Annotated in this window: 12 protein-coding genes and 4 tRNA genes; 12 read left to right on the top strand and 4 right to left on the bottom strand. The window is 43.4% G+C overall.

Annotated elements, in window-relative coordinates:
• The first annotated feature begins 48 nt into the window (after positions 1-48).
• Positions 49-1,845, top strand: coding sequence for a DUF4091 domain-containing protein (locus BacF7301_RS02410; RefSeq protein ID WP_167959859.1), 1,797 nt, complete (start codon positions 49-51; stop codon positions 1,843-1,845).
• Between the two features lie 60 nt (positions 1,846-1,905).
• Positions 1,906-2,376, top strand: coding sequence for a low molecular weight protein-tyrosine-phosphatase (locus BacF7301_RS02405; protein WP_167959857.1), 471 nt, complete (start codon positions 1,906-1,908; stop codon positions 2,374-2,376).
• On the opposite strand, the gene BacF7301_RS02400 is transcribed toward BacF7301_RS02405, so the two are convergent.
• Positions 2,351-4,423, bottom strand: a complete 2,073-nt coding sequence (locus tag BacF7301_RS02400) for an HD family phosphohydrolase (protein ID WP_167959855.1) — start codon at positions 4,421-4,423, stop codon at positions 2,351-2,353. The two genes, BacF7301_RS02405 and BacF7301_RS02400, sit on opposite strands and share 26 nt — an antisense overlap.
• A 94-nt stretch (positions 4,424-4,517) precedes the next feature.
• Here BacF7301_RS02400 and gltX point away from each other — a divergent pair, with 94 nt between their 5' ends.
• Both gltX and BacF7301_RS02390 read left to right on the top strand, forming a co-directional pair.
• Positions 4,518-6,035 (top strand): glutamate--tRNA ligase, encoded by a 1,518-nt coding sequence (gltX, locus tag BacF7301_RS02395; RefSeq protein WP_167959853.1) that lies wholly within the window; start codon positions 4,518-4,520, stop codon positions 6,033-6,035.
• Between the two features lie 13 nt (positions 6,036-6,048).
• Entirely contained in the window at positions 6,049-7,272 is a 1,224-nt protein-coding gene (locus BacF7301_RS02390; RefSeq protein WP_167959851.1) for a 3-deoxy-D-manno-octulosonic acid transferase, read from the top strand.
• Positions 7,273-7,401: 129 nt separating this feature from the next.
• Here the strand turns inward: BacF7301_RS02390 and BacF7301_RS02385 are convergent, their stop codons facing one another.
• From BacF7301_RS02385 to BacF7301_RS02375, 3 genes are all read right to left on the bottom strand, one after another.
• Entirely contained in the window at positions 7,402-9,030 is a 1,629-nt protein-coding gene (locus BacF7301_RS02385; protein WP_167959849.1) for a TlpA family protein disulfide reductase, read from the bottom strand.
• A gap of 233 nt (positions 9,031-9,263) precedes the next feature.
• On the bottom strand, positions 9,264-9,776 hold the full coding sequence (locus tag BacF7301_RS02380; protein ID WP_167959847.1) for a gamma carbonic anhydrase family protein: 513 nt from the start codon (positions 9,774-9,776) through the stop codon (positions 9,264-9,266).
• A 148-nt stretch (positions 9,777-9,924) separates the two neighbouring features.
• Positions 9,925-11,706, bottom strand: coding sequence for an aminopeptidase P family protein (locus BacF7301_RS02375; protein ID WP_167959845.1), 1,782 nt, complete (start codon positions 11,704-11,706; stop codon positions 9,925-9,927).
• Positions 11,707-11,893: 187 nt separating this feature from the next.
• Between BacF7301_RS02375 and rpsU the strand changes: the two genes are divergently transcribed.
• The 8 genes from rpsU (at position 11,894) to tuf (ending at position 15,106) form a co-directional block, all read left to right on the top strand.
• Positions 11,894-12,085: a 30S ribosomal protein S21 gene (gene rpsU / locus BacF7301_RS02370; RefSeq protein ID WP_022137136.1), complete on the top strand. Its 192-nt coding sequence runs from the start codon at positions 11,894-11,896 to the stop codon at positions 12,083-12,085.
• 73 nt (positions 12,086-12,158) lie between these two features.
• Positions 12,159-13,040, top strand: coding sequence for a tyrosine recombinase XerC (xerC, locus tag BacF7301_RS02365; RefSeq protein WP_167959843.1), 882 nt, complete (start codon positions 12,159-12,161; stop codon positions 13,038-13,040).
• Between the two features lie 16 nt (positions 13,041-13,056).
• Positions 13,057-13,356, top strand: coding sequence for a ribosome hibernation-promoting factor, HPF/YfiA family (gene hpf, locus BacF7301_RS02360; RefSeq protein WP_044655866.1), 300 nt, complete (start codon positions 13,057-13,059; stop codon positions 13,354-13,356).
• Between the two features lie 97 nt (positions 13,357-13,453).
• Positions 13,454-13,527 (top strand) — tRNA-Thr (locus tag BacF7301_RS02355).
• A 77-nt stretch (positions 13,528-13,604) separates the two neighbouring features.
• Positions 13,605-13,687: transfer RNA gene (locus tag BacF7301_RS02350), tRNA-Tyr, on the top strand.
• Positions 13,688-13,717: 30 nt separating this feature from the next.
• Positions 13,718-13,790, top strand: a tRNA-Gly gene (locus BacF7301_RS02345).
• A 9-nt stretch (positions 13,791-13,799) separates the two neighbouring features.
• Positions 13,800-13,871, top strand: a tRNA-Thr gene (locus BacF7301_RS02340).
• 50 nt (positions 13,872-13,921) lie between these two features.
• A complete protein-coding gene (tuf, locus tag BacF7301_RS02335) occupies positions 13,922-15,106 on the top strand; it encodes an elongation factor Tu (protein WP_167959840.1) in 1,185 nt (394 codons plus the stop codon).
• The last annotated feature ends 9 nt before the right edge of the window (positions 15,107-15,115 follow it).

Here is a 15,115-nt window from a genome sequence, read left to right as displayed (position 1 = left end):
TATTCCCCCTTATAAATAACCTTTATTCATTTAATTAACTAACTAACCATGAAACGACTTACTATTATTTCTTTAGCCAGTCTATTTAGTATGAGTTCTCTGTTTGCCCAGCAAGGAGTTACTCAGTGTGGAACCCCTACAGGGCAACCGAAATTCCCTTTAGGGACTTATCAGGAATTGCCTGACCCTGCGACACCTTCCGAGAAGGAATGGGCGGCAGTCACAACAACGCAAGTCTCTTGGGGTACAACAGATACCCGCTATGCGAAACATCAACTTCCCTCGTTGAAAACTCAAAAGAATATTTCTTTGAAGGGATGGCGTGGTGAACGTGTAAATGCGCAAGCTGTTGTATGGACAGGAACAGACCTGAAAGACCTGAACTTCAGCTTCTCCGATTTTAAAGATAAAAAAGGGAATACTCTTTCGAAAGATGCGTTGACTGCCGGTTTTGTACGTTATGTGATGACAGATGAACTGAACAAGGATGGGAGAGGGGCATGTGGTCATCGGAAGTCTATGGATTACGATTCGCTGCTGGTAGCCGATCCGATTGACTCGAACCTGAAGTCAATGGCATTGCCTGCCCGTACCGTTCAACCTATCTGGGTGCAATGTTGGATTCCACAATCTGCTGCTCCCGGAACTTATAAAGGTGAGTTATTGGTCAACGACGGTTCACGCCTGTTGCAACGTCTGAATCTTGAAATAAATGTTTCTTCCCGAGAACTTCCTCAGCCGTCGGAATGGGCTTTCCATTTGGATTTGTGGCAAAGTCCGTATGCCGTAGCCCGTTATTATCAGGTTCCTCTGTGGAGCCAGGAGCATCTCGACGCCATGCGTCCTTTGATGAAAATGCTGGCAAATGCCGGACAGAAGATTATCACGGCTACTTTGATGCATAAGCCTTGGAACGGGCAGACGGAAGATTATTTCGATACAATGGTAACCTGGATGAAGCGTGCCGACGGTACATGGGCATTTGACTATACCATTTTCGACCGTTGGGTAGAGTTTATGATGAGCGTAGGCATTGACAAGCAGATTAACTGCTACTCAATGGTGCCCTGGGAACTGTCTTTCCAATACTATGACCAGGCAACGAACTCTTTGAAATCAGTAAAGACTGCTCCGGGCGAACAGGCTTATGAAGAAATGTGGGTGGCAATGCTTGCTTCTTTCTCCAAGCATCTGAAAGAAAAAGGCTGGTTTGATATTTGCACTATTGCAATGGATGAACGCCCGATGGACGTGATGCAGAAAACATTGAAAGTGATTCGCAAGGCTGATCCGGATTTTAAAGTTTCATTGGCAGGAAATTACCATGCGGAGATTGAACCGGATTTGTATGATTATTGCATTGTAATCGGTCAGAACTACCCCGAAGATGTACGTATCCGCCGTAAAGCCGAGAATAAGCGTACCACCTATTATACTTGTTGCACGGAAGCGCATCCTAATACGTTTACTTTCTCTGACCCGGCGGAAGCTGCCTGGATGAGTTTCTATGCTTCAAAGAAACATTTGGACGGTTATCTGCGTTGGGCATATAATAGTTGGCCGTTGGAACCGTTGCTCGATTCACGTTTCCGTACGTGGGCGGCTGGAGATACGTATTTGGTCTATCCTGGAGCACGTAGCTGTATCCGCTTCGAACGTTTGATAGAAGGAGTACAGGCACATGAGAAAATAAATATTCTCCGCCAGGAATTCGAGAAGAAAGGAAACAAAGCCGGATTGAAGAAAATAGAAAAGATGTTGGCTCCGTTCAATTTGGGAGATATGCCGGAGATTCCGGCAGCAGTCACCGTGAACCGGGCTAATCAGATATTGAATTCATTGTAACCGGCGTAGCGCCGGAGCAAGGTTTCCTTGCGGCGTATTGTCAAGTATTAAAAAATAATTATGAAGAAAATATTATTTGTTTGCCTGGGAAATATCTGCCGTAGCTCTACGGCAGAGGGCGTAATGCTTCACTTGATAAAAGAAGCGGGACTGGAAAAAGAGTTTGTGATAGACTCTGCCGGAATCCTGTCTTATCATCAGGGCGAATTGCCGGATAGCCGGATGCGTGCCCATGCGGCACGGCGCGGTTATGAACTGGTGCATCGTTCGCGTCCCGTCCGTACGGAAGATTTTTATAATTTTGATTTAATCATCGGCATGGACGACCGGAATATAGATGATTTGAAGGATAAAGCCCCTTCTCCCGAAGAGTGGAAGAAGATTCATCGCATGACGGAATATTGCACCCGTATTCCTGCGGATCATGTCCCCGACCCCTACTATGGTGGGGCCGAAGGATTTGAATATGTGCTCGATGTGCTTGAAGACGCCTGTACCGGCTTGCTTACTTCTTTAACTCAGGATAGCTGATCCGGGTATGATAGGCAATCTTTAATTTTTCTTTGAACACAGCTTTTACGGTTGCGATGTCCTTGAAAGTGATGGGGCATTCTTTGAAATAACCTTCAGTAACCTGGGAATCGATAATCTTGTCGACCAGGTTACTGATACTTTCTTCTGTATATTCCGGCAGGCTGCGTGACGCGGCTTCCACAGCATCCGCCATCATTAGGATAGCCTGTTCTTTGGTGAACGGATTCGGTCCGGGATAGGTGAACAGTTCTTCATTCGGCTCTTCGTCCGGATGCTCATTCTTCCATGAAATATAGAAATACTTCGTTTTTCCCCGTCCGTGATGGGTGCTGATAAAGTCTTTGACGGCTTTAGGCAGGTTATGCTTATCGGCCAACTTTAACCCGTCTGTGACATGATTGATAACCACCTGCGCACTTTGTTCGTAACCCAGGTTCTTGTGCGGATTGATTCCGCCCGACTGGTTCTCTGTGAAGAAAGCCGGATTCTCCATCTTCCCTATATCGTGATACAAAGCTCCTGTACGTACCAGTTGACTTTTTGCGCCGATACGGATAGCCGCTTCTGCTGCCAGATTAGCTACTTGCATGGAATGTTGGAACGTTCCGGGGACTGTCTCGGACATTTGTCTCAACAGGTCATTATTGATATTCGAAAGTTCTACCAACGTCACATTCGAGGTAAATCCGAATGTCTTTTCAAGTAAGAATAGTAGCGGATAGGCGAACAACAGCAAGATTCCATTAATAAAGAAATAGGTGTACATCCGTATATTCAACTTCGAGAGGTCATTCGAGAGTCCGTTCTCCGTCATTAACTCGAAAGCAAAATAAACAGCGGCATAAGTCAGTATGACCAACAAGGCTGTACGGAAAAGCTGCGACCTCTGCGAGAGTTCCCTTAAACTGAATATCGCCACCATTCCGGCTGCTAGCTGGGTGAGGATAAACTCATGCGGAAAACGCAGGGATATGGAGCAAATCAATATTGTGATGACATGGGTAAGAAACGCTGTCCTCGAATCGAGGAACACGCGTATAATAATAGGTAGCATCGCATAAGGGATGATATACACATTAAATACGTTATGCGTCACCATGAAAGCTGTGACGATGCTATAAAATACAATCAATGTAAACAGTAACGATAAACTCCCTTTCCGCTGGTAGTAATCTTTCCTAAACAGGTCGAGATAGAGCATGAAGCAGAGCATCAGCATGCCGACAAACAGGATTTGCCCGCCGAGAATCAGCCGGCTTTGTCCCATGGATTCATTGCGTTTGATGGACTCTTTGCGTAGCGACTCCAGTATGTTGTAAGTTTCGGGACTGATGATTTCGCCCCGGTCAATAATCTTTTGCCCGCTTACTACCAGACCCTTTGCCCAGGAATAGCTGTTCAACATCTCCTCTTTGGCTGTCTGGGTTCTCTGCTCGTCGAAGGTAAGGTTGGGAGTAATGTACTCATTCAGCGAACATTGCCTGAGAATCTCCCGGTTGAAGTGGGTGGAATCTGCCGAAAGCAGGTATTCATATGCTTTTTTTACAGTATAAATATCGTCTGTCGGGTGTGAATTGGCCAGTTTGTCATCAATGACCATGATAGATGAGGTGCTGTCTTTCTGCAACTGTTGGATATTCTCCGTAGATACAATCCCTGCCTGGTAGATTGCTTTCAGAGTGCGTTCAATGTAGCGCAAGTAATCTATGGAAGGAAGTATTCCTTTCAGATTCGTGTGGTAGTTCTCTTTCAGTTTGGCTATCGCATCTTTTTCTACTTTCTTGTCAAGCTCGTAATAAGGCTGGAAAAGAGTCATCAGACTGTCCTGCTCTTTCTTCACCACCGCATCACCTTTATAAATAGGAAAGTCGAAAGTGGCTATCAGTTGTCCGTATTTCCAAGGCTTGTTTATGTCAAACTGATAGTTGAACTTGCCGTCACGTGGCAGGAAATAGACTATCAATGCCACAGTGCTCACAAATAGCAGTGATTTATATAACAAATCTCTCCATGAAAAACTCTTTTTCTTCTTCAAATGTTCCATATCCACTGAAATTTTTGCGAAAAGTACAAAAAAAAACAATAGTGTGGAAAAAAAGGTTTAATTTTGCCACGATTTACCTATACTAACCCAAATTATGGCAGAAAGAAAAGTAAGAGTTCGTTTTGCTCCGAGTCCTACTGGAGCATTGCACATCGGCGGTGTGCGTACAGCTTTGTATAATTATCTATTTGCGCGTCAACACGGCGGAGACCTGATATTTCGTATTGAAGATACTGACTCTAACCGGTTTGTTCCGGGAGCGGAAGAGTATATACTCGAATCTTTCAAGTGGTTGGGTATCCACTTTGATGAAGGTGTGAGTTTCGGTGGCGAACATGGTCCGTACCGTCAGTCCGAACGCCGCGAAATCTACAAGAAATATGTGCAGATTTTGCTGGAAAATGGAAAAGCATACATTGCCTTTGATACTCCGGAAGAACTGGACGCTAAGCGTGCTGAAATTGCTAACTTCCAATATGACGCATCTACCCGTGGAATGATGCGCAATTCACTGACTATGCCGAAAGAAGAAGTGGACGCACTGATTGCTGAAGGCAAACAATATGTAGTCCGTTTCAAAATCGAACCGAATGAGGATGTACGTGTGAACGACTTGATTCGTGGTGAAGTGATAATCAATTCATCCATCCTTGATGATAAGGTGCTTTATAAATCGGCAGATGAACTGCCTACTTACCACCTGGCAAATATTGTAGACGACCATTTGATGGAAGTCTCTCACGTTATTCGTGGTGAAGAATGGCTGCCTTCCGCTCCGTTGCATGTACTGTTGTATCGTGCTTTCGGTTGGGAAGATACAATGCCGGAATTTGCTCACCTGCCTTTGTTGTTGAAGCCGGAAGGTAATGGAAAATTGAGCAAGCGTGACGGTGATCGTTTGGGATTCCCTGTATTCCCGTTGGAATGGCATGATCCGAAATCAGGAGACGTTTCTTCAGGTTATCGTGAATCCGGTTATCTGCCCGAAGCGGTTATCAATTTTCTTGCTTTACTGGGATGGAATCCGGGTAATGACCAGGAAGTGATGTCAATGGACGAACTGATTAAGTTGTTCGATCTGCATCGTTGCAGCAAGTCGGGAGCCAAGTTCGACTATAAAAAAGGGATATGGTTCAACCATCAATATATCCAGCAGAAACCTAACGAAGAAATTGCTGAACTGTTCTTACCGATGTTGAAAGAGCACGGTGTGGATGTTCCTTTTGAAAAGGTGGTGACTGTGGTTGGTATGATGAAAGACCGCGTAAGTTTCGTTAAAGAACTGTGGGATGTTTGTAGCTTTTTCTTTGTGGCTCCTGCCGAATATGATGAAAAAACAGCAAAGAAACGTTGGAAAGAAGATTCTGCCAAGTGCATGACTGAACTGGCGGAAGTGATTGCCGGTATTGAGGACTTTAGCATCGAAGGACAGGAAAAAGTCGTAATGGACTGGATTGCTGAAAAAGGCTATCATACAGGTAATATCATGAATGCTTTCCGTCTGACTTTGGTTGGCGAAGGAAAAGGCCCGCATATGTTCGATATTTCCTGGGTATTGGGTAAAGAAGAGACAGTGGCTCGTATGAAGCGGGCAGTAGAGGTTTTGAAGTAATTGACACAGTACTATGCTTTACGACCTGGCAATAGTCATTTATGACTTTATCGTTCATTTAGCTGCTCCGTTTAGCCGCAAGCCCCGAAAGATGATGAAGGGGCATTGGGTGGTATATGAACTTCTGCGCCAACAAGTGGAGAAAGGGGAGCGCTATATCTGGTTCCATGCTGCTTCTCTGGGTGAGTTTGAGCAGGGGCGTCCCTTGATTGAAATGATTCGGGCAAAGTATCCTGACTATAAGATATTACTGACATTTTTTTCTCCTTCCGGTTATGAAGTGCGCAAGCACTACCGGGGAGCGGACATTGTCTGTTATCTGCCGTTTGACAAACCGAGGAATGTGAAGAAGTTCCTTGATATCGCGAATCCTTGCATGGCGTTCTTTATCAAGTATGAGTTCTGGAAGAATTATTTGGATGAACTTCACAAACGCCGTATTCCGGTATATAGTGTATCGTCCATCTTCCGTCGCGAACAAATATTCTTTAAGTGGTACGGTGGAACTTACCGCAGTGTACTGAAAGACTTTGATCATATGTTTGTGCAGAATGAGGCTTCAAAACGTTATTTGTCAAAGATCGGTATCAATCGTGTGACGGTAGTGGGTGATACCCGCTTCGATCGGGTGTTGCAGATCCGCGAGGAGGCCAAAGACCTTCCGTTGGTAGAGAAATTCAAAGGAGGCAATGCCTTTACTTTTGTTGCCGGAAGCTCTTGGGGGCCGGACGAAGATTTATTCCTCGAATACTTCAACAGCCACCCGGAAATGAAATTGATTATCGCTCCGCACGTGATAGACGAGAATCATCTGGTAGAAATAATCAGCAAACTGAAACGTCCGTATGTACGCTATACCCGTGCTGACGAAAAGAATGTGTTGAAAGCGGACTGTCTGATTATAGACTGTTTCGGATTGCTCTCTTCCATTTATCGGTATGGAGAAATAGCTTATGTCGGCGGTGGCTTTGGCGTGGGTATCCACAATACACTGGAAGCCGCCGTATATGGCATTCCTGTAATCTTCGGGCCGAAATATCAGAAGTTTATGGAAGCTGTACAACTGCTTGAAGCAAAAGGTGCTTACTCTATTAAGGATTACGACGAACTGAAAACTTTATTAGACCGTTTTCTTACGGATGAGATGTTCTTGCGTGAAACCGGAACGAATGCCGGTTATTATGTGACTAGCAATGCCGGAGCGACGGAGAAGATAATGCATATGATAAATTTCTAAATACAGACTGCCTTTCATGAGGCATTGGAAATCAAATTTATCTCCATGAGGTTGTGGCAAAAGTCAGTAGTAATTTGAACACAAACCTCATGGAGTTTTTATTTTTCATCACGTCTTGCTGTTAGCCTGCTATTTATTGATTTCTTGCTTTAATATTTCTTCCAGTTCTTTCCGTGTCACGTGGATGAACCGTTTTGCTATATTTCCCTGCTTGTCTATCACCAGATACATTGGTAATCCTGACATCTGAAAATGTTTCCAGAGATAGCCCCATTGTTTTTCGTTTAGCCAGTAGTGTTCGCCGGGAATGTCTTGTATGAGTATCTTCCAAGTTTTTTCTATTGAGCTGGGGCCGGTAAGGTAGACGAACGCCACCTCTTCACCCAATTCCTTTTTGACTGGCTCATATTCTTTAATCATCCTTCGGCAACCGCCGCACCAGGTAGCCCAAAAATCGATAAATTGTACTTTCCCTTTGTGGCGGGCAATGAGGGAGTCGAGCAACTCTTCTTCCGCTACTTCAGGTGCTTTGCAGATATTGGGCTCTTTTGTGATTGTTTTCCGGCGGGGCTGTATCTGTCGGTTCATATCTTGAATAATTCCCAGGAAAATAGGATTTGTAATTTCCGAAGCCATAGTTTCCTGTAGGGTAGTCAGTGGCTTCAGGTTGTAGAGGCTGGAGCGCATATAGACTGCCCGTAGGTAGTCGACAATTAAGCAAGTGCTGTCTTGCATGATATTGCTAAGGCGTTCTTTTGCTTTGGAAAATAATTCCCATCTGAATTGTTCATCCTCTTTGGAGTATTTTACACTAAGTGCCATCAGTTCACTTCCTTGCTGGAAGGCGGTACCTGTTTTGAAGGCTATCTCATGTTGGCGAATAAGCGTCTGTTCTTCTTGGGTAAGCGTAGCTTTTGCCAATAAATATTTCTCGAACATTAGCGGATCGTGGTGTAGCTCGTAGAGATCCGCTGAAATTGCATTGCGATAATTGTAGCAATAGAGCGCTAACGGATGGTTGACAGGAAGAATCTTTAAGAAGTCATAGAAGTCGGCAGGATAGTCAAAATCGGCAAAGGCGGCAACGGCTTGCTCCCATGTGATGTTTTTCTTTTTCTGATAGGCTGTTTGCAGGCAATAACGGGTTGCATATAAGTTCTCCATACAATCGAATGTGCATGAGAGATTGGCAAGTGTGCGGGTATCTTCGCTAAATTGTAGTTGTGCGTTGTTATGTGCTATGTACTGTTGGTATTGGTCTATGCAGCGTTTCTTAAATTCGTTGGCGCTGATGCCTAAAATAGAGTCCAGCATATCGCCGTCTCTATAAACAGGTGGTATCTTTGTTTTCAGTTCCGGTTGGCACCATTCGTTGTTGATGGTGGCATATTGTCCGTTGAATATGAATTGTTTTCCTTTCGGATTACTCAGATTGATAGCCACATTCGTCTCTTTTTCAGGACTAAGCAAGATGACAAAGTCAGCGTTTCCTATTATTATCCGTATTTGTGTACTGTGGTAGAGGGGAATGTCGATTTTGAAACTCCCGTCTGCTTCGACAGTGGGAAAAAGAGTTTCGGCAGATCCCATCACGATATTGGGAGCTCCGATTTTGAACATCAGATTGTCGGCTGGATTGTAATTTGCAATTGTGCCACTCAGGATGGCTTTTCCTTTCTGATATTCAGGAACGGGAAGTTGTGCTTGTGCAATGCTGCATAGCAAAGACAAATAGAGGGTAATGATTAACTTGTTCATAGTAGCGATTTTATAATATTATTAATTGTTCTGTGTGAGTTCGGCTTATCTGACTTTATGATTCTACGAATGTTTCGCAAAGTTACGAATTGTTCGTAAATATAAAATAGCCAATAGACTAAATAATATGAATAAAATGCTACTCGATGATATTGTATCGTTTTGCTGGGGATTATAACCAATAAAATAGGACGTGCAGGCTATACTAGTCTGCACGCAGGAAAATTACTCCTCTATTTATACCATTGCGAATACATCAGATAATTGTGTGCTATCTTTTGATTCAGCTCTTTGGCCTGTTCTGGATCTACCTTTTTTATAAATTTGGCAGGTACTCCGCCCCAAATACTTCCAGGTTCGATTACTGTGTTACTTAGAACCAAGGAGCCGGCGGCAACAATGGCCCCTTCGCCAACTACAGCATGGTCTAGTATGGTCGACCCCATTCCGACCAAAGCATAATCTTTGATAGTTGCTCCGTGAATGGTAACATTATGTCCCACGGAAACATGGTCGCCGATTTCGATAATTGATTTCTGATATAATGTATGTAGCACGCTCCCGTCCTGTATGTTTACTCCGTTTCCTATTCGTATGGAGTTGACGTCACCGCGCAATACGGTACTAAACCAGATGCTGCAATCATTTCCTATTTTTACATCTCCTATGATAGTTGCGTTGTCTGCGAGGAAGCAGTTCTCTCCGATTTCGGGAGTGAATCCCCGTACTGATTTGATTAAAGCCATAAACTATTTGTTTCTAATGAGGTTTTTTATTTAATGCAATTGAATGTTACCTGACACCCGGGTCTCAGACGTCCTGACACCCGGGTCTTGGATAACCTGAGATCCGGGTGTCGGGTATGCTGACACCCGGGTGTCAGACAAGTTCTGTTTAAATGGAAGCAGTCGCCTCTTGTAGCCAGACTTTTTCTTCTTCGCTAAGATTCGGAGATAGTTTCTCGTAGACAGTCTGATGGTAACTGTTCAGCCATCCGATTTCTTCATTTGTCAGCATCTCCTTGATTATCCCTTTCTTGCAGATAGGGCATAGAGTAATTGTTTCAAGCTTGAGATAATCTCCGAACATACCTTCTTTTTCTTTGCAAACTAGCGTCAGGTTCTCTGTGCGTATTCCGTGGCTTCCGGCTTTATAAACTCCCGGTTCGTTAGAAGTAACCATGCCCGGTTGTAGTACAACGGGGTTTTCGTTCATGCGGATACTTTGCGGTCCCTCGTGTACGCTGAGGAAATGACCGACCCCATGTCCTGTGCCATGAAGGAAATTCATCCCGTGATTCCAAATCGGCATACGTGCCAATACATCGAGTTGGGCGCCGCGGGTTCCGGCAGGAAACTTAGCCATCGCTAACGCAATATGCCCCTTTAATATTAAGGTATAGTCTGTTTTTTCTTCCTCGGTAAGTTCGCCTAATGCAATCGTTCGTGTGATGTCGGTTGTCCCGTCCAGATACTGCGCTCCTGAATCTAAAAGTAGAAATCCTTTCGGTTGGAGTATTACGTCACTTTCCGGTGTTGCCGAATAATGCACAATTGCTCCGTGTTCTTTGTATCCCGCAATTGTGTCGAAGCTTTCACCCATATAAAGAGGTTGGGCAGCTCTGAATTCATGTAGCTTTTTGTCTACGCTCAACTCCGTTTCTTTGCCGGAAGGAACTGACTCTTCCAACCATTTGAGAAACTTGACGAGCGCTACGCCATCCTTCTGCATAGCGGCATGAATGCCGGCAATTTCCTGTTCATTGCGAATCGCTTTCAATAATGCCACAGGAGACTCTCCACGAACAATCAAACACTTAGGATTGATGGCGGAATAAATTGCGAAATTTGTTTTCCTGGGGTCGATAAGGATATTCTTGCCACTAAAACTGTTTAGAAAGTTCTCTACTTTATTGTAATCATACAGGTTTACATGCTGTTCTTTTAAATAAGACTCGACCTCTTGAGTGACTTTCTCCGGTGATATAAAATAAGTAACTTCATCCTGTGTGACTAGTAAATAGCTGACTACAACCGGATTGCAATGTACATCACTTCCCCGCAGATTAAGAGTCCATGCTATTTCGTCCAAAGCCGATAAGAATAAAGCGTAAATTCCTTTCTTCTTCAACTCCGCACGGATAGCGGCAATCTTTTCTTCACAACTTTTTCCTGCATAGCTGATATCGTAGATGAAAGCAGGAGAATCGGGTATGGAAGGGCGGTCTTTCCATATACTTTGCAATGGATCGCCAAATATGTCGACCTGTAACTGATGTGCTGCAAGTTCTTCTTTCATCTGTTCCACCTGTTGCACGGAGAACATTTTCCCGTCTATGCTTACGGATTCGCCCGGTTTTAAGTTCTGGCAGAGAAACTCTGTGATACTTGGAGTTTCCGGCAACATCTCTTTATATAAGGTAATGCCACTGCCTTCCAACTCTTCCCCGGCTTGCAGAAAGTAGCGGGAGTCTGTCCATAATCCGGCTTTATCCATTAATACGACGACAGTTCCCGCAGAGCCGGTAAAACCGGAAATCCATTCGCGTGACATCCAATGAGGGGCTACATATTCGCTCAGGTGCGGATCAGTGCTGGGAATGATAAACGCCTTGATGTAGTTGGGTTGGAATGTCATGCGCAGCGCATGCAATCTCTCTTTTATACTCTGTTTCATACTTTATAATATTATAATTGGTACATAAGTGACTCAAAGGTACTAACTTTCTGTGTTTAATGCCTTGTTTATGAATAGTTTTTGAGAAATATTTGCCGAAAGTTTTGTGAATAAAGAAAGTATGTGTAATTTTGCGGCGCAATTTGACTGCGGAAATTTTTAATCATAACATATTAATAGTAACAAAATGATTGTAGTACCTGTAAAAGAAGGCGAAAACATTGAGAAATCGCTGAAGAAGTTTAAAAGAAAATTTGAGAAAACTGGCATCGTGAAAGAATTGAGACGCAGACAGCAGTTTGACAAACCGTCTGTAACTAACAGACTTAAGAGAGAACGTGCAGTTTACGTACAAAAACTTCAGCAAATAGAAGATTAATAATTCGTAATTTCCTTTGAATTATTGAATTCTTTTCATACATTCGTTGCACGATTTTAGATGTAGCGATATTATGTTGATAGAATCTTTTCTTGATTATCTCCAGTATGAGCGGAATTATTCGGAAAAAACCGTTCTTGCGTACGGTGAAGATATAAAGCAACTGCAGGAGTTTGCTCAGGAAGAGTATGGAAAATTTGATCCGCTGAAGGTCGAGGCTGAGCTTGTTCGTGAATGGATTGTTTCATTGATGGATAGAGGATATACCTCAACTTCTGTAAATCGTAAGCTAAGTTCGCTCCGGACGTTTTATAAGTATCTTTTAAGGCAAGGAGAGACGGCAATAGATCCTTTATGCAGAATAAAGGGGCCTAAGAACAAAAAGCCGTTGCCTGTGTTTTTGAAAGAAAACGAAATGAACCGATTGTTGGATGATACGGATTTTGGCGAGGGATTTAAAGGTTGTCGGGACCGATTGATTATTGAAGTGTTTTATGCTACCGGTATGAGACTTTCTGAATTAATAGGTTTGGATGATAAGGATGTGGATTTTTCGGCTTCTCTTCTGAAAGTGACCGGGAAAAGAAATAAGCAGCGTTTGATTCCGTTTGGCGATGAGCTGCGGGGTTTGTTGCTTGGATATATTGATATAAGAAACGAGAAGATTTCGGTAAGGTCGGAGGCTTTCTTTGTAAGAGAGAATGGCGAACGGCTTTATAAGAATCTAGTCTATAATTTAGTGAAACGGAACCTGTCAAAGGTGGCGACGCTGAAAAAAAAGAGTCCTCACGTGTTGAGGCATACTTTTGCTACCACGATGCTGAATAATGAGGCGGAGTTGGGTGCGGTAAAAGAACTTTTGGGTCACGAGAGTATAACAACTACCGAGATTTATACGCACGCTACATTTGAAGAACTTAAAAAAGTGTATAAACAAGCTCATCCAAGAGCTTAAAAACAAGGAGGTAAGTATGGATATTAGAATTCAATCAATTCACTTTGATGCGTCAGAGCAATTGCAGGCATTTATTCAGAAGAAAGTGTCTAAGTTGGAAAAATATTACGAAGATATAAAGAAAGTAGAGGTGTCATTAAAGGTAGTTAAGCCGGAAGTCGCTGATAACAAAGAAGCGGGCATTAAGATTCTTATTCCAAATGGAGAGTTTTATGCAAGCAAAGTGTGCGACACATTTGAAGAAGCAATTGATTTGGATGTGGAAGCGCTCGGCAAACAGCTGGTTAAATACAAGGAAAAGCAACGTATCAAATAAAAAAAGCGCAAATATTTTGCGGAAAAGAAATAAATAACTAAATTTGCAGCCGTTTCGCTCGCGTTAGATCGTGACGGTTGCATTTTTTAGCTAGAATGCCTCTTTAGCTCAGTTGGCCAGAGCACGTGATTTGTAATCTCGGGGTCGTTGGTTCGAATCCGACAAGAGGCTCAAAAGATGAAGGATAAAGATAAAACAACGGTTGTTATCATATTGTTTGTTTTGGTTCTTTTATTTAATGAAAACAAGGGCAAATACCAGAGTGGCCAAATGGGGCAGACTGTAAATCTGCTGTCTTTCGACTTCGGTGGTTCGAATCCATCTTTGCCCACAAAATCAGAGTGACAACTTTGGCGAGAATGCGGAAGTAGCTCAGTTGATAGAGCATTAGCCTTCCAAGCTGAGGGTCGCGGGTTTGAGCCCCGTCTTCCGCTCTTTTTCTTGCTGTTATAGCTCAGTGGTAGAGCACTTCCTTGGTAAGGAAGAGGTCCCGGGTTCAAATCCCGGTAACAGCTCATAAAGATGTAAATGCTGATTATTAATCAAATAAATAACAAGTAAAGCTATGGCTAAAGAGAAATTTGAACGTACCAAACCGCACGTAAACATTGGTACTATCGGTCACGTAGACCACGGTAAGACAACGTTGACAGCTGCTATCACTACTGTGTTGGCGAAAAAAGGTCTTTCTGAATTGCGTTCTTTCGATTCTATCGACAACGCTCCTGAAGAAAAAGAAAGAGGTATTACTATTAATACTTCACACGTTGAGTACGAAACAGCTAACCGTCACTACGCACACGTTGACTGTCCGGGACACGCCGACTATGTGAAGAACATGGTAACTGGTGCTGCTCAGATGGATGGTGCTATCATCGTTTGTGCTGCAACTGATGGTCCGATGCCTCAGACTCGCGAACATATCTTGTTGGCTCGTCAGGTAAACGTTCCTCGTCTGGTTGTATTCTTGAACAAGTGCGATATGGTTGATGATGAAGAAATGTTGGAACTTGTAGAAATGGAAATGAGAGAACTTCTTTCATTCTATGACTTCGATGGCGATAATACTCCTATCATCCAGGGTTCTGCTCTTGGCGCATTGAATGGCGTTGAAAAGTGGGAAGACAAAGTAATGGAATTGATGGATGCTGTTGATACTTGGATTCCACTGCCTCCGCGTGATGTTGATAAACCATTCTTGATGCCGGTTGAAGACGTGTTCTCTATCACAGGTCGTGGTACTGTAGCAACAGGTCGTATCGAAACAGGTATCATTCACGTAGGTGATGAAATCGAAATCCTTGGTTTAGGTGAAGATAAGAAATCAGTTGTAACTGGTGTTGAAATGTTCCGTAAACTGTTGGATCAAGGTGAAGCTGGTGACAACGTAGGTTTGTTGCTTCGTGGTGTTGACAAGAACGAAATCAAACGTGGTATGGTTCTTTGTAAGCCAGGTCAGATTAAACCGCACTCTAAATTCAAAGCTGAGGTTTATATCCTGAAGAAAGAAGAAGGTGGTCGTCACACTCCGTTCCATAACAAATACCGTCCTCAGTTCTATTTGCGTACTATGGACTGTACAGGTGAAATCACTTTGCCGGAAGGAACAGAAATGGTAATGCCGGGTGATAACGTAACTATCACAGTTGAGTTGATCTACCCAGTTGCATTGAACCCGGGTCTTCGTTTCGCTATCCGCGAAGGTGGACGTACGGTAGGTGCTGGTCAGATTACAGAAATTCTTGACTAATACACAATA

It is taken from the genome of Bacteroides faecium, from assembly GCF_012113595.1.
GTDB classification, from domain to species: domain Bacteria; phylum Bacteroidota; class Bacteroidia; order Bacteroidales; family Bacteroidaceae; genus Bacteroides; species Bacteroides faecium.
This window is presented reverse-complemented; position numbering and strand designations above follow the sequence as displayed.